The organism is Bradyrhizobium sp. 4, assembly GCF_023100905.1.
Lineage (GTDB): Bacteria > Pseudomonadota > Alphaproteobacteria > Rhizobiales > Xanthobacteraceae > Bradyrhizobium.
The window spans coordinates 4,645,563-4,662,020 of record NZ_CP064686.1 but is presented as its reverse complement, the minus strand read 5'-3'; the positions used below and the strand labels follow the sequence as shown (position 1 = coordinate 4,662,020).

18 protein-coding genes and 1 tRNA gene are annotated in these 16,458 nt (G+C 64.5%); 10 read left to right on the top strand and 9 right to left on the bottom strand.

The window, feature by feature from the left end; all coding sequences use genetic code 11:
* The first annotated feature begins 54 nt into the window (after positions 1 to 54).
* Both IVB45_RS22020 and IVB45_RS22015 read left to right on the top strand, forming a co-directional pair.
* Positions 55 to 921 (top strand): isocitrate lyase/PEP mutase family protein, encoded by an 867-nt coding sequence (locus tag IVB45_RS22020; RefSeq protein ID WP_247361760.1) that lies wholly within the window; start codon positions 55 to 57, stop codon positions 919 to 921.
* A complete protein-coding gene (locus tag IVB45_RS22015) occupies positions 918 to 1,217 on the top strand; it encodes an acylphosphatase (RefSeq protein ID WP_247361758.1) in 300 nt (99 codons plus the stop codon). The genes IVB45_RS22020 and IVB45_RS22015 overlap by 4 nt, the downstream gene beginning before the upstream one ends.
* Positions 1,218 to 1,225: 8 nt before the next feature.
* Here IVB45_RS22015 and IVB45_RS22010 read toward each other — a convergent pair whose 3' ends face one another.
* Positions 1,226 to 2,746: a PAS domain-containing sensor histidine kinase gene (locus tag IVB45_RS22010; RefSeq protein ID WP_027567405.1), complete on the bottom strand. Its 1,521-nt coding sequence runs from the start codon at positions 2,744 to 2,746 to the stop codon at positions 1,226 to 1,228.
* Positions 2,747 to 2,898: 152 nt separating this feature from the next.
* On the opposite strand from IVB45_RS22010, the gene IVB45_RS22005 reads away from it, so the two are divergent.
* The 3 genes from IVB45_RS22005 to IVB45_RS21995 are packed head-to-tail and all read left to right on the top strand — an operon-like array spanning position 2,899 to position 5,571.
* Entirely contained in the window at positions 2,899 to 3,456 is a 558-nt protein-coding gene (locus tag IVB45_RS22005; protein WP_247361756.1) for a MarR family transcriptional regulator, read from the top strand.
* A gap of 16 nt (positions 3,457 to 3,472) precedes the next feature.
* Positions 3,473 to 4,138: a DUF4166 domain-containing protein gene (locus IVB45_RS22000; protein WP_247361754.1), complete on the top strand. Its 666-nt coding sequence runs from the start codon at positions 3,473 to 3,475 to the stop codon at positions 4,136 to 4,138.
* Positions 4,135 to 5,571 carry a TIGR01777 family oxidoreductase gene (locus IVB45_RS21995; protein ID WP_247361753.1) on the top strand — a complete coding sequence of 479 codons (1,437 nt, stop codon included), beginning with the start codon at positions 4,135 to 4,137 and terminating at the stop codon, positions 5,569 to 5,571. The genes IVB45_RS22000 and IVB45_RS21995 overlap by 4 nt, the downstream gene beginning before the upstream one ends.
* Positions 5,572 to 5,583: 12 nt before the next feature.
* Here the strand turns inward: IVB45_RS21995 and IVB45_RS21990 are convergent, their stop codons facing one another.
* On the bottom strand, positions 5,584 to 6,438 hold the full coding sequence (locus IVB45_RS21990; protein ID WP_247286933.1) for a LysR substrate-binding domain-containing protein: 855 nt from the start codon (positions 6,436 to 6,438) through the stop codon (positions 5,584 to 5,586).
* A 112-nt stretch (positions 6,439 to 6,550) separates the two neighbouring features.
* On the opposite strand from IVB45_RS21990, the gene IVB45_RS21985 reads away from it, so the two are divergent.
* On the top strand, positions 6,551 to 6,973 hold the full coding sequence (locus IVB45_RS21985; RefSeq protein ID WP_027567400.1) for a 4-oxalocrotonate tautomerase family protein: 423 nt from the start codon (positions 6,551 to 6,553) through the stop codon (positions 6,971 to 6,973).
* A gap of 61 nt (positions 6,974 to 7,034) precedes the next feature.
* Here IVB45_RS21985 and IVB45_RS21980 read toward each other — a convergent pair whose 3' ends face one another.
* Together IVB45_RS21980 and lipB are read right to left on the bottom strand one after the other, a co-directional pair.
* Positions 7,035 to 7,748: a DNA helicase gene (locus IVB45_RS21980; RefSeq protein ID WP_247361751.1), complete on the bottom strand. Its 714-nt coding sequence runs from the start codon at positions 7,746 to 7,748 to the stop codon at positions 7,035 to 7,037.
* Positions 7,749 to 7,932: 184 nt separating this feature from the next.
* A complete protein-coding gene (lipB, locus tag IVB45_RS21975) occupies positions 7,933 to 8,670 on the bottom strand; it encodes a lipoyl(octanoyl) transferase LipB (protein WP_247361749.1) in 738 nt (245 codons plus the stop codon).
* A gap of 80 nt (positions 8,671 to 8,750) precedes the next feature.
* On the opposite strand from lipB, the gene IVB45_RS21970 reads away from it, so the two are divergent.
* Positions 8,751 to 8,993 carry a FliM/FliN family flagellar motor switch protein gene (locus IVB45_RS21970; RefSeq protein ID WP_007603171.1) on the top strand — a complete coding sequence of 81 codons (243 nt, stop codon included), beginning with the start codon at positions 8,751 to 8,753 and terminating at the stop codon, positions 8,991 to 8,993.
* 184 nt (positions 8,994 to 9,177) lie between these two features.
* A tRNA-Leu gene (locus IVB45_RS21965) sits at positions 9,178 to 9,262 on the top strand.
* Positions 9,263 to 9,405: 143 nt separating this feature from the next.
* Here the strand turns inward: IVB45_RS21965 and IVB45_RS21960 are convergent.
* The 3 genes from IVB45_RS21960 to fdhD form a co-directional block, all read right to left on the bottom strand.
* Positions 9,406 to 10,227, bottom strand: coding sequence for a DUF2182 domain-containing protein (locus tag IVB45_RS21960; protein ID WP_247361747.1), 822 nt, complete (start codon positions 10,225 to 10,227; stop codon positions 9,406 to 9,408).
* A gap of 65 nt (positions 10,228 to 10,292) precedes the next feature.
* On the bottom strand, positions 10,293 to 10,922 hold the full coding sequence (locus tag IVB45_RS21955; RefSeq protein ID WP_247361745.1) for a DUF1326 domain-containing protein: 630 nt from the start codon (positions 10,920 to 10,922) through the stop codon (positions 10,293 to 10,295).
* Between the two features lie 162 nt (positions 10,923 to 11,084).
* On the bottom strand, positions 11,085 to 11,858 hold the full coding sequence (gene fdhD / locus IVB45_RS21950) for a formate dehydrogenase accessory sulfurtransferase FdhD (RefSeq protein WP_249800351.1): 774 nt from the start codon (positions 11,856 to 11,858) through the stop codon (positions 11,085 to 11,087).
* 216 nt (positions 11,859 to 12,074) lie between these two features.
* Between fdhD and IVB45_RS21945 the strand changes: the two genes are divergently transcribed.
* Both IVB45_RS21945 and IVB45_RS21940 read left to right on the top strand, forming a co-directional pair.
* Positions 12,075 to 14,396: an FdhF/YdeP family oxidoreductase gene (locus IVB45_RS21945; RefSeq protein ID WP_247361741.1), complete on the top strand. Its 2,322-nt coding sequence runs from the start codon at positions 12,075 to 12,077 to the stop codon at positions 14,394 to 14,396.
* 34 nt (positions 14,397 to 14,430) lie between these two features.
* Entirely contained in the window at positions 14,431 to 15,039 is a 609-nt protein-coding gene (locus tag IVB45_RS21940) for an isochorismatase family cysteine hydrolase (protein WP_247361738.1), read from the top strand.
* 12 nt (positions 15,040 to 15,051) lie between these two features.
* Here IVB45_RS21940 and IVB45_RS21935 read toward each other — a convergent pair whose 3' ends face one another.
* Entirely contained in the window at positions 15,052 to 16,212 is a 1,161-nt protein-coding gene (locus IVB45_RS21935) for a DUF305 domain-containing protein (protein ID WP_247361736.1), read from the bottom strand.
* The gene (locus IVB45_RS21930; protein WP_247286918.1) at positions 16,209 to 16,388 is read right to left on the bottom strand and encodes a CsbD family protein; all 180 of its coding nucleotides are present in this window, start codon (positions 16,386 to 16,388) and stop codon (positions 16,209 to 16,211) included. The genes IVB45_RS21935 and IVB45_RS21930 overlap by 4 nt, the downstream gene beginning before the upstream one ends.
* Between the last annotated feature and the right edge of the window lie 70 nt (positions 16,389 to 16,458).

The following is a 16,458-nucleotide window of genomic DNA, read 5'->3' as shown; positions in this document are numbered from 1 at the left end:
CGCTCGCAATGACGGAGTATGCTGCGGCCTCCGTGACCTAACAGAGACATCACCATGGCCTTTCGTTCCCGCCGCGAAAAACTGCGCTCGATCCTGTCGGGCGGGATTTGCGTCCATCCCGGCTCGGTCTACGACGCCATCTCGATCCGCATCGCAGAGGATCTCGGTTTTCCGCTTGGCATGTTCGGCGGCTCGGTGGCTTCGCTCGCGGTGCTCGGCGACCCCGACATCACGCTGATCACGCTCACCGAGCTTGCCGAGCAGATGCGGCGGATGTCGCGTGCGGCGGCACTTCCGGTGCTGGTCGATGCCGATCACGGCTATGGCAACGCGCTCAACGTGCGCCGCACGGTGCAGGAGCTGGAGACGGCGGGCGCCGCCGGCCTCACCATCGAGGACACGCTGTTGCCGGCCGGCTTCGGCGAAGCGAAGACGCAGCTGATCTCGCTGGAGGAGGGCGTCGGCAAGATGAAGGCGGCAATCGACGGCCGCGGCGACCCCTCGCTCGTCATCATGGGTCGCACCGGTGCGGCCTCGATCACCTCGATCGAGGATGCGATCCGCCGCGCCAGGGCTTTTGAGGCCGCCGGCGTCGATGCGCTGTTCTTCACCGGCATCAAGTCGCGCGCCGAGCTCGAGGCGATCGCATCCGCCACGCGCCTGCCGATCGTGCTCGGCGGCGCGCCGGAGGAGTTGAACGTGCTCGAATACCTCGCTGGCCAGCGCGTGCGCATCGCGCTTCAGGGCCACGCGCCGATCGCGGCCGCAACGCAGGCGGTCTACGAGACGCAGAAGGCGCTGCGCGACGGCACTGCGCCCAAGACTCTCAAAGGCCTCCCGTCGTCGGACTTGACCAGCCGGCTCACGCGCGAGGCCGACGTCAAGGCGCGCAGCGCCGATGTCCTCGGACTGAAACAATGAACCGGGCGATCCTCCAGGTCATGATCCGCGGCCGCGTACAGGGCGTCGGCTACCGGGCCTGGCTCGAGCATCAGGCGACGACCTGCGGTCTCGAGGGCTGGGTCCGCAACCGCCGTGACGGCAGCGTCGAAGCGCTGTTCGCGGGGCCGCCGAAGCACGTCGCCGACATGGTGGCGCTGTGCCGCCACGGCCCGCCGTCCTCGCGCGTCGACAGCGTCACCAGCGAGACGGCCGACGTCGATGAGCTGAACTTGCGCCGGGCAGGCGAGGCGTTCTCGGTGTTGCCGACGGTGTAGCTGAAGAATTACCGCGGCAGCTTGGCGATCGCTTCGCTCAATTCGTGGATCTCGTAGGGCTTGCGCAGGATCGGGAAATCGCCGCGCACGCCTGCGGCGACTTCGCTGTAGCCGGTGGCGAGCAGGATCGGCAGGCCGGGACGGATCTGGCGGAGGTGATGGGCGAGGCTGAGCCCGTCCATCTTGCCGGGCATGACGATATCCGAGAACACGAAGTCGACGCCGTTCTTCTCGATCTCGCTCAAGGCGGCTTCGGCGTCCGCGACGCGACGCACCTGATAGCCAAGCTGCTCCAGAAGACCGATGCTGACGGCGGCGACGTCCGGATTGTCCTCGACCAGCAGCACCGTGCCGCTGCCTTGGAACGCCGGTTCTCCCGCCGCCTCGCGCGATGGCTCGTCTTCTCCGCGCGGCAGGAGGATGGTGAAGGTCGTGCCCTTGCCGAGCGCGCTCGCGACCCGGATCGTGCCGCCGGCCTGATGGGCGAAGCCGTGCACCTGGGAGAGACCGAGGCCGGTGCCCTTTCCGATCGGCTTGGTGGTGAAGAACGGCTCGAAGATCTTGTCGAGAACGTCGGAGGGAATGCCGAGGCCGGTATCGCTGACGTCGATCGCGATGAATTCGCCCACGAGGGGGTCCTCGTCGAGCACGAGATTGCGCGCTGCGATCGTCACCGTGCCGCCGTCGGGCATCGCGTCGCGGGCATTGATGACGAGGTTGAGCAGCGCGGTCTCGAGCTCGGAAACGTCGGTCCTGATCGGCCAGACGTCGCCGCTGACGTCGAAAGCCAGGCGCACGGAGCTGCCGACGCCGGCATCGAGCACCTCGCGGATCGCCGCGATGCGATCGGCGAAGTCGATTGCCTGCGGATTGACGCTCTGCCGCCGTGCGAAGGTGAGGAGCTGGTTGGTCAGCGCGGCGCCACGCCTGGTGGCGGTCTCGATGGCCGAGATCGCGCGCTGAAGCTTGGCTTCGTCGTCGGCCCCTCGCTTCAGCATGTGGAGGCTGCCGCTGATGATCATCAGGAGATTGTTGAAGTCGTGGGCGACCCCGCCGGTGAGTTGGCCGAGCGCATCGAATTTCTGGGATTCGGCGAGCTGCTTCTGCATCGCCTCGAGCTTGATCTGGGTATTGCGGCGCTCGGTGATGTCGCGTGTGATCTTGGCGAAGCCGACGAGCTTGCCGTCCTCGTAGATGGGATCGATCACGACGCTCGCCCAGAAGAAGGTGCCGTCCTTGCGGACGCGCCAGCCTTCCTCCTCGTAGCGGCCCTTGTCCCGCGCGATGCCAAGCGCACGGGCGGGCTTGCCGTTGGCGCGGTCGGTCTCGGTGTAAAAACGGGAAAAGTGCTGGCCGAGGATCTCCCCGGGCGAATAGCCCTTGATGCGCTCGCCGCCGATGTTCCAGCTGGTGATGATCCCGGTGGGATCCAGCATGTAGAGGGCGTAGTCCGCGACCCCTTCAACCAACAGGCGGAAACTGCGTTCACTCTCGAACAAGTCTCTCTGCTGACTGAACTTCTCGACCATTCCCGGACCCTGCCTTAACGGGAGCAAACGCCGCAGATGGCGGATTGTTCCCCGAGTTTGGAACTTTTTTAAGCAATATTGCGAGCCCGTATGCACCGCGCAAGCCAGCGGATGCTCTTGACAGCCGATCCTATCCGTCAGACATTTCTGTTATGACAGAAACAACCGGAAGAAAGAAACTCCCAGCCGCCGTCGAGCGCTTCATCCTGCATTGGGGTGACATGGGAGACGAGTGGGGCGTCAATCGCTCGGTCAGCCAGATCCACGGGCTGCTCTATCTGGCCGAGGCGCCGATGACGGCCGAGGACATCGCCGACACCCTCGGCATGGCCCGCTCCAACGTCTCCAACTCGCTCAAGGAGCTGCTTGCCTGGAACTTGATCCGGCGCGTCCCGATTCTCGGCGATCGCCGCGACCATTACGAGGCCGAGACCGACATTTGGGAGGTTGCGGCCAGGATCGCGGCGCGGCGCAAGGAGCGGGAGCTTGATCCGGCGATCACAGCGCTCAGAGCCTGCGTGTCCGATGCCGCCGACGATCCGACCATCAATCCGGTCGCGAGCAAACGGCTGAAGGAGATGCTCGCCTTCACCGAACTCGCCGACCACTGGTTCATGCAGATGCTGAAGGTACCGCGGCCGCGGCTGGCCGCCTTGATGCGGCTTGGTGAGAGGATCGTCAATCTGCTGCCGCTGGGCAAGGCCAAATAGGTTTGAGGAGGGTGCGATGACGTCGGCAAGATTATCAGGCTCCAACGCGTCGACCTTCGCTCACACGAAACTGCTCGATGATCGCCGCTTCCGCGCGCTGCTGTCGGATGAGGATTGGGGCCGGCTGCCGCTGGCGACCTGGCGACGTTTTTCGAAACGCGTCGCCGACGGCGACAGCGTCGTCTATGTCGGTGTAGTCGACGAGATCGGCTTCAGCGACATCGGCTGGTGGTTCGCGCAAGCCGCGCGCCTGATCGGCGGTCCGCTGCCGACCGGGCGCGACACCGGCGTCCCCATCATCGTCACGGTGACCGAAGACGCCGGCGGCGGCGGCCAGACCTGGACCCGCATCTGCGCGCGCAAGCGCGGCTTTCCGCAAGTGATCCATTCCGCCAAACGTTTTGCCGGCCCGACCGGGCTGGAAGAATATGTCGGCTTCGGCGTCTCGATGGCGCTCCGCATCGCGGTCGAGGACCAAGCGCTGACGTTTCGCAGCGCCGGCTACGGTCTCCAGTTTGGACGCCTGTGGATTCCCCTGCCGCGATGGCTGACGCCGGGCGATCTCACGGTGACACACAGCGATCTCGGCGAGGGCGCCTTCCGCTTTACCCTCGACGTCATTCATCCGCGTTACGGCGCGCTGATCCACCAGTCCGCAATGTTCAGGGAGGCCGTGTCATGACACAGCTCATGTGGACGCTCATCGCCATCCAGATCGTGATGGGCGTGTTCGACACCTTCTATCACCACGAATTCACCGAGCGCCTGGCCTGGCGTCCGTCGCAGCGTTTCGAATTGAAGCTGCACGGCATTCGCAACATGCTTTATGCGCTGCTGTTCCTCGTGCTCGGCTGGCTCGAAGTCCATGGCGCGCTGGCGCTGCTGATCGTCGCGGTGCTGGTCGCCGAGATCGTCATCACGCTGACGGATTTCGTCGAGGAGGATCTCAGCCGAAAATTGCCGCCGAGCGAGCGGATCAATCACACGCTGCTCGCGATTAATTACGGCGCCATCCTGGTGTTGCTGTTGCCGGTGCTGATCGATTGGGCCACGCAGCCCCTCGGCGTGATGGTCGTGTATCAGGGCCTGCTCAGCATTGCCGCGACGGCGTGTGCGGTCGGCGCCGCGCTGTGCGGTGTCAGGGATTTTGCGGCGATGCGCCGGCTCAGCCGCATGAGAAGCGCTCCCGCGCACGGGCTCGTCGAAAAGCTGTCCGGCCGCAAGACGGTGCTGATATCAGGTGCCACCGGCTTCATCGGCAGCCGCCTCGCAGCGAGCCTCAGCGGAGCAGGGCATCACGTCATTGCCCTGATCCGCAATCCCGCCAAGGCCGAGATGCTGCCGCCGCCGGTCACGCTGATCACGAGCCTCGATCAGCTCGCCTCGGACGCGCCTATCGACGCTGTCGTCAATCTCGCCGGCGAGCCGATTGGCAACGGCCTGTGGACCGAGGCGAAGCGCGCGAAGATTCTCGGCTCGCGCATCGACATGACCGGCGAGATCGTCAAGCTGATCGCGCGGCTCGAACGCAAGCCCGAGGTGCTCGTCAGCGGCTCTGCGATCGGCTGGTATGGCCTGTGGGCCGACCAGGTGCTGACGGAATCGGCGAAGTCGCACGCCTGCTTCAGCCACGAGCTGTGTGCGGCCTGGGAGGCGGCGGCGCGGCCGGCGGAGGATCTCGGCGTCCGCGTGGTCAATTTGCGCATCGGCCTCGTGCTCGGCACCGAAGGCGGCTTCGTCACGCGCTTGCTGACGCCGTTCGAGTTCGGGCTCGGCGGTCCCATCGGCAACGGGCGGCAGTGGATGTCCTGGATCGAGCGCGACGATCTGATCCGGCTGATCGCCTATGTGATGGCGACGCCCGATCTCGCCGGCCCCGTCAACGCCACCGCGCCGATCCCTGTCACCAACGCAAAGTTCAGCGAGGAGCTAGGCCGCCGTCTGCATCGGCCCGCGGTGTTCCGGATTCCCGGCGGCCTGCTGCGCCGGATCGGCGGCGGTTTCGCCGACGAGCTCCTGCTCGGCGGTCAGCGCGTGCTGCCCAACAAGGCGCTGAGCCGCGGTTTTGTGTTCCGGCACGAGACGCTGCGCAGTGCGTTCGAAGCAATCTTGTAAAGCCGTGCGGCGTCAGATCGCCGCCACGCTCCGGAATGTTGCCGCGACTGCGCGCAGCGCCGCCAGCTTGGCGGGATCGCTGACCTTGGAATGTAGCATCACCTTCGAGCTGCCGAGTTTCGGCAGCTTGTGGGTCGGCCCGATGTCGACCAGCCCGGGGGGCGCGATCCGTCGCGCCAGCGGCGCGATTGCAAGTCCGGCGAGCGCGGCTGCAACCACGGCGGTGACGCCGCCGCCGACGAAGCGCTCACGCCATTTCAGGCCAGCCTTATCGAGCGCGCGCACGGCGATGGCGCGGACCCCACAGGGCGGGGCGAGCGTCGCGAGCGGCAAAGGCTGCCCCTTTGGCACTGTGAAGCGTCGTGACGCGAACCAGCCGAACTCGTCCTCGGCCAGCTTCTCGCCGCCGCGCCGGCTGCCTTCCTGGCGCACGATCACCGCATCCAGTTGGCCCGAATCATAGGCCTCCTGCATCTCGCGGGAGAAGCCGATGGTGACGGCGAGCGTGAGGTTCGAGGACATCGCATGCAGGCGTTCGAGCAGCGGTACCAACTCCGGGCCCGCGGCATGGTCCGAGATGCCGAGCGAGAGCGACTGCGCGACTGACCCCTCGCCCGACAGCGCGCAATCATGCGCCGCGATGAGCGCGCGGGCGCGCTCGAGGAACGCTGCGCCATCCGCGGTAAGACGGACCGCGCGCGGCGAGCGCTCGACGAGACGTTTTCCCAGCAGCGTCTCCAGCCGTTGCAGCTTGAGGCTGACGGCCGCCTGGGTCGTGCCAAGCGCTTCGGCGGTCCGCGTAAAGCTCTGGAGGTCGGCAACCAGCAGGAAGGCCTGGACGGTGGCGATGTCGAGCGTTGCTGTCATTATTATCTCTTATCACTGGTATCAACAGAGATAAGATACCAAAATGTCGAGGGCGGGTCTAGCTTCTCACCAACGCCGCGCAACACCTGCGCGACATCCGAGGAGAACGACCATGCCGCTGATCACCGTGTCCTACACCACCTCCCGCCAGTCGCCCTCGCTGAAGGCCGACATCGCGAGCGCCGTGTCCGAGCTCACCGCAAAAATCCTGCACAAGGATCCTGAGGTCACGGCCATCATCGTGAAGTCGGTGGAGGCGGCCGACTGGTTCGCCGGCGGCAAGTCGCTCGCAGAGCAAAAGCTCGCGAGCTACTGGATCGACATCCACGTCAGCGAAGGCACCAACACCAAGGACGAGAAGGCCGCCTATCTCGCCGCGATGTTCCAGCGCATGGCCGGGATCCTGGGCCCGCTGCATCACGAGACCTATCTGCATGTCGACGAGGTCAAGGGCGATGCCTACGGCTTTGGCGGCCTGACCCAGGAGCGGCGCTACGTCGCCGGCAAGCTCGAGGTTTCGCCGGAGAAGGCGTGAAACCGCGGACCGCGGGTGAACGATCTCACCCGCGGCGTGAACCGGTTGAGCCTCCTGATCGTCAGCTCGCTATGCGAAACTGAACTTCGTCCTTGTTCAGGAAACAGGTCTTGTCGAACAGCTTCAGGTCGAGCGGGTTCGGCAGCCTGACATCGTCCAGGTCAGGGCAGGGCTTGAGCGAGGGATCATAGGAACGGTCGATCTGCGAGATGAAGACGACAATCAATCCCTTGTCGCGCGCGAATGATTTCAACGCGCGCACCTGAACGGAAAGGTCGGGATTTTCCCGCCGCTGGTCGAGCAGTTGCAGATAGTCGATCACCACGACGGTGCCGCGCGGTGCTGCGGCCATCTGCTTGACAACGTGGTCGGCACTGATGGCGTCGGAGCAATCGACCTCGAAGAGTTTTTCGAATTGCGCCAGGTCCACGCCGATCGCCCGAAAGCGATCGAAGACGTCTTTCTCGGTGTATTCCAGCGAGAAGAACGCGGCGCGATGGCCCGACCGCATCGCCTCCACGGCAAGCTCGAGGCTCATCAGGGTCTTGCCCTGGCCGGGACGCGCGCCAACCAGCACCAGATCACCCGGTTGGAATTGCGGGAAAAGCCGGTTGGCCGGCGTCGCTGCGGCAGCTTTCGCCGCGAGCATGCTCCATGCGGAAAAGCCTTCCGTCGCGGCGATGCGGTCGAGCGCATCGTGCAGCGGAATGCCTTCCTCGCGGGACAGGCGCTTCGCTCTTCGCTTCAGATGATAAATGGGTGCAGACAGTCTCATCGCAAAAACCTCCCATTGCGAGCTGAAACGCAACCCCTCCTTATGCCTGGCGCTCGAACAGTCGGTCCGATGATCAATTCGCCCGGTATGAAATGTACTTTCCCGGCGGAGGGGGGAGGCGGGGGCGACACCGAGATCAAGCGTAGCTGATTCCGGGTTTGCGGAGAATAAGGGAGACCGGAAGTTAGGCCGCCGCTTCCGGCATCAGCGCCTGGGTCGGCCCGAACAGCTCCTCGAAGGCTTGCCGAAGCGCCACGTCGACATCGCTCATCGTCACGAGCTGGCCGAGGTCGACCAGCGAGGTGACGCCGTAGCGGGGATCGGCGACGCCGCAGGGCACGATGCCGTCGAAATGCGACAGCTCCGGCTCGACATTGATGGCGATGCCATGGAACGAGACCCAGCGCTTCAGCCGGACGCCGATCGCCGCGATCTTGTCCTCATGCTCGGGTCCCTTGTCGGGCCGCTTGACCCAGACGCCGACCCGGTCCTCGCGCCGCTCGCCACGGATGTTGAAGGCGGCGAGCGTCCGCAGAATCAACTCTTCCAGGCTCGCGACATAGGCCCGGACATCCGGCCGGCGGCGCTTCAGGTCGAGCATGACATAGGCCACGCGCTGGCCGGGCCCGTGATAGGTGAGCTGGCCGCCCCGCCCGGTGGCAAAGGTCGGGAATCGGGCCTCGAGCAGGTCTGATTCCTTGCCCGAGGTGCCGGACGTGTAGAGCGGAGGGTGCTCCAGCAGCCAGACCAGCTCCGGAGCTTCACCCGCCGCAATCGCCGCGACGCGCGCTTCCATTTCGGCCACGGCCTCCGGATAGGGCACGGGCGCGTCCGAAATCCGCCACTCCACGGGCTCGCCGGAGGAGGCGGAAAACGCCGTCAAATCGAGCTCTTGGCGGGGGTTTTGGGGTGAATTAACCATTGGCTAACCATAACCGGGTGATGATCCCAGGCGCAAATACCAAGTCCCTAGTCCTAGTCCCAAGTTGCGGTGGTGCTGAAGTGCCTACTCTCGACAAAGTCACCGTGGATCTCATGGTCGTCCTCGGGACGACAACCATGCCGATCCATCAAGTATTACGTCTTTCCCGCGGCGCCATCATCGAGCTGGACGCAACCGAGGCCGACGAGGTCAAGGTTTTGGCCAATAATTTGCCCGTCGCCTCCGGCGTCGTGCTGGTCGACCGCAACCGGATCGCGGTCGAGGTCAAGCAGATGCTGCCCCGTATCCCGGGCACGCGGTAGCGGCCCGGGCACGCGCAGCCGCCTGGGCAGGCGGAAAAGGCCGATGCCGGCGCGAAGAGCCGGAACTTTCCTGCCAAGCTTGTGGAATTCAGGGCCTTTGGAGGCTTGTACCCCTCTGATGGATTTGTTAGATCGGCGCCGTTGATCCGGTTGGCCTTCAAGCCTCTAGCCGGCATCCCCAAAAGCGCTCGTGGCGGAATTGGTAGACGCGCTGCCTTGAGGTGGCAGTGAGTAAAATCGTGGGGGTTCGAGTCCCTCCGAGCGCACCAAGCAAACAGACACGCGAAAGATTGTTTCGCGATTTGCGGTGCCCGCCGTGTTCGCGCTGCGAATCCTGGAACGGGGCCTCCCCCAGTTTCGATGTTCGATCTCGCGGCCGAGAGTCGGCGCGATCGTCGTCCGCGCCTCGCAATCACTTCGGCAAGGTCAGCAGGAGCCACGCGCCCGCGGCCACACAGGCAATGCCGGCAGCGCGCGCGATCCAGCGTCCCACCGGCGTGACTTTCTCCAAAAGTACAAGCAACGACAAAAGCGCAATCCAGAGCACGTTCATCACGCCGCCCACGAACAACAGCGCCATCAATACCCAGCAGCAGCCGACACAATAACCTCCATGCCGAAAGCCCAGCAGCACGCAACCCCGCAGGTCGCTGCGAAAGCCGCCGTGGCGCATCAGGAACAGAAACGGCGACTGGCATTGGGCGAGGCAGATGTCTTTGAGCCGTGTCCATTGATAGGCGCCCGCCGCGATCAGCACGATGCCGCCGAGCAGGTTGCTCGCGATCGCCATCCGGGAATCCAGCAGGGCAGCCCGCTCGATCGCCCATTGGAGCAGGGTGGCTGCCAGCGAAAAGCCGCACCAGGCCAGGAGATAGCCGGCGGCAAACCAGCCGGTCGCTGCGAATAGTTTGCCTTGCGCTTTGCCCTGTCGACCTACACGGGCGTACATCAGGATCATGGGCGCGGCCGAGGGGGCCATCATTCCGACCATCATCACCGCCCACATCAGGAACACATAGGCGAACTCGATTGTTCGCCACGGCTCTTCGGCTGGCAGCATGATTCCGATCCCAGCGGGGATCATGCGGAACTCGGTCATGTCCATGCCGCCCATGTCCATGTCGTTGGCGAGCCAGAGCACATAGCTCCACGCCAGCGCGACCATGAGGACGATCGCGCCGCCGACGATCCAGCGATCGCGCCGCAGCACGGCTTCCAAGGGGCTGTCCGTCATTTGCGATCGATGTTGTGCGATCGATGTTGCCGGCCACCGATGCAGGCCGGTATCTGGAGTTTACATCACGCCTGGTTCGACCAGCGGATCGGCGCATAGAGGCCGTTCCTGCCGGAATTATCCCAGCGCATGCCATGATCGCTGAAGGTATTGCCGGCAGCACCGACCGCCATCACCATGGCGTCGGGGCTGACCGGATGGCCGATGTTCACCCACATCTCGCCGCTCGGATGCATGGTCGGTAGCGGATCGACGGACATGTGCAGGACGCCGGGGATTTCCGCGGACCGCGTCTTGCCGTCGATTTGGAACGTGATCGGGACCTTGCGCACCCCCAGGTTCTTGCTGATCAGTGGCGCGAACGCGGCCATGGGACCGCCGGCACCGCCGGTGAAGATTGCAGCCAGGGCCTGGGTCTGGTCATCGTTGGCGCGCTGATCGATATAGGCGGCCACCGACCAGTCTCCGTCTGCCATGACCCCAGGTGCATGGAGGATGACGAGCACATTCAGGTCATCGAGCGCGATCTCGCCATAGCGGCCGGTCTCGATGTGGAAGATCAGCGGTACGTTGCAGAAGCCCTCGGTCGGTCGCGCGGTCAACGGCGGCGCCGCCGACACCAGGCAGGGGCACACGATGCTGCAATTGCAATTCTCGAAATAGTCACCGGAAAGGTGCCATGGGACATCCGCCATTGCTGTCTCCCGCTTGGCCGAACCCGATAGATGCTTTCGAATGAGCTACGTAGAGTTGAAAATTACGCTTCGTGAGGAAGCACCGCAAGCCGATTCCACCATCGACATATGTCGAGCAAGGTGAGCGCGACGAAGTTCGCTATCCCTCATGCCCGGGTTCCCTTAGTTTGCCTGCGGTCGAAACTCCGGCTCGATCTGGGTGGCCGCGGGCATGAACACCCGCGCCGGATGGCTGAAGATTTCGAATTCGTCGCCCCGTGCGATCCCGACAAGCGTAATGCCACTGGCCTCCGCCGTTCGGACCGCAAGCGCAGTCGGTGCAGACATGGCGACGACGATGCCGGCGCCCATCGCGGCGGTTTTTTGCACCATCTCGACCGATAGCCGGCTGGTGAGGATGACGGCGCCGGCGCCGCCGGATGCACCTTCGATGGCGAGAGCGCCGGCAAGCTTGTCGAGGGCGTTGTGGCGCCCCACGTCCTCGCGCACCATCATGGTCTTGCTGCCTGGCCGGAAAAAACCCGCGGCGTGAGCGGCGCGTGTCTTGTGGTTGAGGATCTGTGACTCGGTGAGGGCCGCGATGGCCGTGCTGATCTGCTCCGGCGTGAGGCCCGCCGGTTGCTCGACGCACTGAGCGATACGGCCGGCTTCGCGCAGGCTGTCGATGCCGCACAGGCCGCAACCCGTCGGCCCGACCAGATGTCGCCGTCGCTCCTTCAGCCGTCGCCCGGCATTCGGTCGCAGCCATAGCCGCAGTTCGATCCCGTCGGGACCGGGAACGACCGTGAGCTCCTCGATCTCGCCGATGTCGCCGATGATCCCTTCGGTCAGACTGAATCCCACAGCAAGGTCGGTCAGATCGGCGGGAGTTGCCATCACGACGGCGACGGTCGTTCCGTCGTAGACGAGTGCCACGGGACATTCCTCGGCCAGCATCCGCTCATCGTGCGTCCCGCTCGACGTGAGCCGGGGCATTCTCACGGATGGCGTGGGCATGGATGCGCGATCGTGTGCGCCGGATCGAGAGCCGTGCATGGGTGTTCGTCCTACGTCAATTCATCGACGCACGAACCGGAGCAAGGTTCCGAACGGTTGGAACTTGCCATCCCATCTCGGGTTCTGCGTGCAGGGCTTGCGATTGAAGGAAACGCCATGCGGCAAAAGGCAAAGGTCGAGAACAATGATGCGCCGGCAGGCGGCTGGGGCTCACTTAAAGCCGTTGCAAGCATCCTGACGCAGGAAGAGGTCGCCATTCTCGGCAGCGAGATCCTGCTCAAGCAGAACAAGCCCGACGGATTCATGTGCGTGAGCTGCTCCTGGGCCAAGCCGGCCAAGCCACGTCCATTCGAGTTCTGCGAGAACGGTGCCAAGGCGACCGCCTGGGAGATTACTCGCAAGACCGCGAGACCGGAGTTCTTTGCGCAACATACGCTGACTGCACTACGAACCTGGTCCGATCATCAACTGGAGGAGCAGGGGCGCCTGACGACGCCGATGCGTTACGACCGGGCAAGCGACAAATATCTAGCGGTCGACTGGGACGAGGCCTTTGCGGATATCGGCGCCGAGCTGAACCGGCTCGATCCCCGTTCCGTCGTGATGTACACGTCCGGACGTGCCTCGCTCGAAACCAGCTACATGTACCAATTGTTCGGCCGCATGTACGGCACCAACAATTTCCCCGACAGCTCGAACATGTGCCACGAGACGACGTCGGTGGCGCTGCCGGAGGTGATCGGAGTTCCGGTCGGCACGGTGCTGCTGGAGGATTTCGAGATCACCGATTGCATCTTCTTCTTCGGCCATAACACCACCACCAATGCGCCGCGCATGCTGCATCCGCTCCAGGAGGCGGCGCAGCGCGGCGTGCCGATCATAACGTTCAATCCGCTGCGCGAGCGCGGCCTGGAGCGTTTCGTCAATCCGCAAAATCCCGTCCAGATGATCGCAGGCGGCACGCGCATCAGCTCGCAATATTATCAGGTGCGTGTCGGCGGCGACGCGGCGGCGATCGTCGGGATTTGCAAATGGGTGATCGAGGCGGACGACCTCGCTCGGGAAAATGAAACTGCGCGCGTGGTGGATGCCGAATTCATCCGGCAGCACACGGTCGGCTTCGAGGAGTTCGCCGAATTCTGCCGTGCACAGGATTGGGAGGAGATCGAACGGGCCTCCGGGCTTTCGCGCGGTGCCCTGCGCGAGGCCGCGAACACTTATATGGAGGCCAAGGCCGTGATCGCCAATTACGGCATGGGCATCACCCAGCACAAGCACGGCGTCGAGACGAACAAGATGATCGTCAACCTGCTGCTGCTCCGCGGCAATATCGGCAAGCCCGGCGCGGGCATTTCGCCGATCCGGGGCCACTCCAACGTGCAGGGCCAGCGCACCGTCGGGATCTCCGAGAAGACCAAGCTGGTGCCGCTGGACAAGCTTGCGGAGCTCTACGGTTTCGAGCCGCCGCGGTGGGAGGGACTGTCCACCGTCGACGCCTGCCAGGGCATTCTGAAAGGCGACGTTCGCGGCTTCGTCAGCCTCGGCGGCAATTTCCTGCGCGCCGTTCCCGAGCGGTCCCTGATGGAGCCCGCCTGGTCCGGCCTGCGCCTATCGGTGCAGATCGCGACCAAGCTCAACCGGACCCACCTCGTGCCGGGCGAGGTCACTTATCTGCTGCCGTGCCTCGGCCGGATCGAGATCGACCGGCAGGCCAGCGGCGCACAAGCGGTGTCGATGGAGGATTCCACCACCTGCATTCACGGATCGCGCGGCCAGCGCAAGCCGGTGGCCGACCATCTCCTGTCGGAGCCGGCGATCGTCGCCGCCCTGGCAAAGGCAACGTTGAAGCCCAACCCCAAGATCGATTGGGACGCCTGGGTCGCCGACTATTCGCGGGTTCGGGACGCCATCGAGCGCACTTATCCCGACCAGTTCAAGGACTTCAATGCGCGCATGTTCGAACCCGGCGGTTTTGCGCGGCCGCTCGCGGCGCGCGAGCGGAAGTGGAAGACCCCGAACGGCAAGGCGAACTTCACCGTTCCAAAGTCGGCCTTCGCGCCACCCCGCGAGACCGACGGCATCTATGAGCTGATGACACTGCGCGCGGACGGGCAGTTCAATACGACGATCTACGCCGAAGGCGATCGCTTTCGCGGCATCGAGGGCGGCCGCTACGTCGTGTTCATGAATCCCGCTGACATGGAGGAAGACGGGCTAAAATCGGGAGATACCGTCACGCTGGTGACGGAGGCGGGCGATGGCGTCACGCGCAGCTTGAGCGAGCTCCAAATCGTCCCCTATGGCATCCCGCGCAGGAGCATTGCGGCCTATTATCCCGAATGCAACGTGCTCATTCCGCTCTGGCATCAGGCGGAGGGCAGCAAGGTCCCTGCTGCGAAATCCATTCCGGTGCGTCTGTTCAAGGACATCCTTCCAGAGATCGTCGAGGGCGGAGAGGCTCCGATCTCGGCGTCGTGAACGCCGTCGATCGCGCCCACAGGAGTGAAGGACGATGAGAGACAGCGCGTCGGAAGTGACCGGCATCAGCGACGCCGTTCACTTGTGCATCGACATGCAGAACATCTTCGCTCCCGGCGGTCTCTGGGCGACGCCATGGATGGCGAGAGTATTGCCGACGATCGCCTCGATCGTTTCGCGCCATCAGGCCAGAACGATCTTCACGCGATTCATCACGCCCGAGAACCCGGAGGATCGGCCCGGACAGTGGCAGAGCTATTTTCGTCGCTGGCGCGAAGCGACCCGTAAACATCTGCCGCCATCCGGCCTCGAACTCGTGCCGGCCCTGAGCCGGTTCGTTCCGCCGGCTGCCGTCATCGACAAGCCGGCCTATTCGGCGTTCAGCAATCCCGGCCTCGCCAGCCTGCTGATCGACAAGAACGTCGGCACAGTCGTGATCACGGGCGCAGAGACTGACGTCTGCGTGCTCTCGACGGTCCTGAGCGCCGTCGATCTCGGCTTCAGGGTCGTCATCGTCGAGGATGCGCTGTGCAGCTCGTCCGATGTCGGCCACGATGCGCTCATGACGATGTACCGCACCCGCTTTCATGGACAGGTCGATCTGATGACCGCCGAGGAATTGGCGGAGTTCTGGCGCGAGTAGGGTGCAATCTACTCAATTGACGTTGTCGCCGAGCATGTTGCGGAACGCCGTGGTGACGGCAGCAATGCCGCTCGCGCGGTGCATGAGCGCGATCTCCCCCTGCTGCTCGTGGCGGATGGCGTGGGCCATAACACGCAGGCGCAGATCGCCGCCGCTATGCCACATCTGGTCGGCCATCCTGACCGCGCCGGCGTGATGCTTGCTCATCGTCTCGACGAACACCGTGTCGAATTGGTACGCCGGCGCGGTCTTGACCTGTCGCATCTCGGCCTGTGTAAGGAAGCCCGGCATCGCGGCACGTTCGTCCGTGCTGCAATCGGGCATCTCGGTGTCGAACCAGCTCAGCCACCAGGTCTCGAAAATCTGGTTCTCGCCGGTCTGGCTCGCGACCATCAGCATCGCCAGCTTTCGCAGATGCGGGTCCTGCGCGCGCTCCGCGGCGATCCGCGCCAGCGCGATGCCCTGGGCGTGATGCGCGGTCATGTGACGGATGTAAGTCTGGTCCGCATCTCTGTCGTGGCCCATCCACGGCGGCTCGTAACCATGGCTGCCGAACAACGCGGTCGCGCCGAGCAGCGCGATCAAGGCCAGCGCGCCGGTGATCCAGGCATTGGTGAAGCGAACATCGCGCGCGGGTGCCGCGCCTCGCCTCCAGCGCAGCCGGGCGAACAGGGGGTACATCACGGCCGAGGAGCCGTGGACGAGCAGGCCGATCCAGTACGGCTGCTGCAGCGTGAACAGCGGCTGCCAGAACGGAAACAGGGGCACCAGCACGAACCATTCCATGCTTGACGAGAACACGGCCCATGGCAGGGCGAGCAGCAGGATCGTGAGCGGCCGCAGGTCGGCGGTCAAGCGTCCGAGCACACCGAAGAACACCAGCGCCCACGAGAAGTCCGCCCATTGGTGGAAGGCGATCCCGGCAAGGATCGCGCTCCACGACGGCTCTGCGCTGATCGCCCAATCGCGCGCGGGAATGGCGGCGACCGTCATCCAGTCGACGGCGGCATCGCGTCCGATGCGCGCGGCGAAGAGCTGGCTGACGATGGTCGAGAAGGTGCTGCTGATCAGGCCGAGTTGGGCCGCGGCGATCCAGCGGGAGCGCCGCCGTGAGGCGGCTTCATCACCGGGGCGAATTGAACTGGAAATGGCGGACGGCGCGGCGGCGTTCACGTCAGCTGATTGAGTTTCTTCAACGGATTGAGCTCGCTCGGCTTGCTCTGTTCGTCCCGGCCGCGCCCCGCTTGCTCCTTGCCTTCCTCATGGAGATCCTGATCGCCGACGATCTCGCCGACGGCCTGTTTCGCCTTGCCAGCGATCCGCTGACCGAGGCCCTTGGTCTTGCTCATGGTCTGCCTCCAGGCTCACGCCGTGACCCCGGCGCTTGAAGGGGGATGAGCGCCGGGGCCGCGGTTTCGT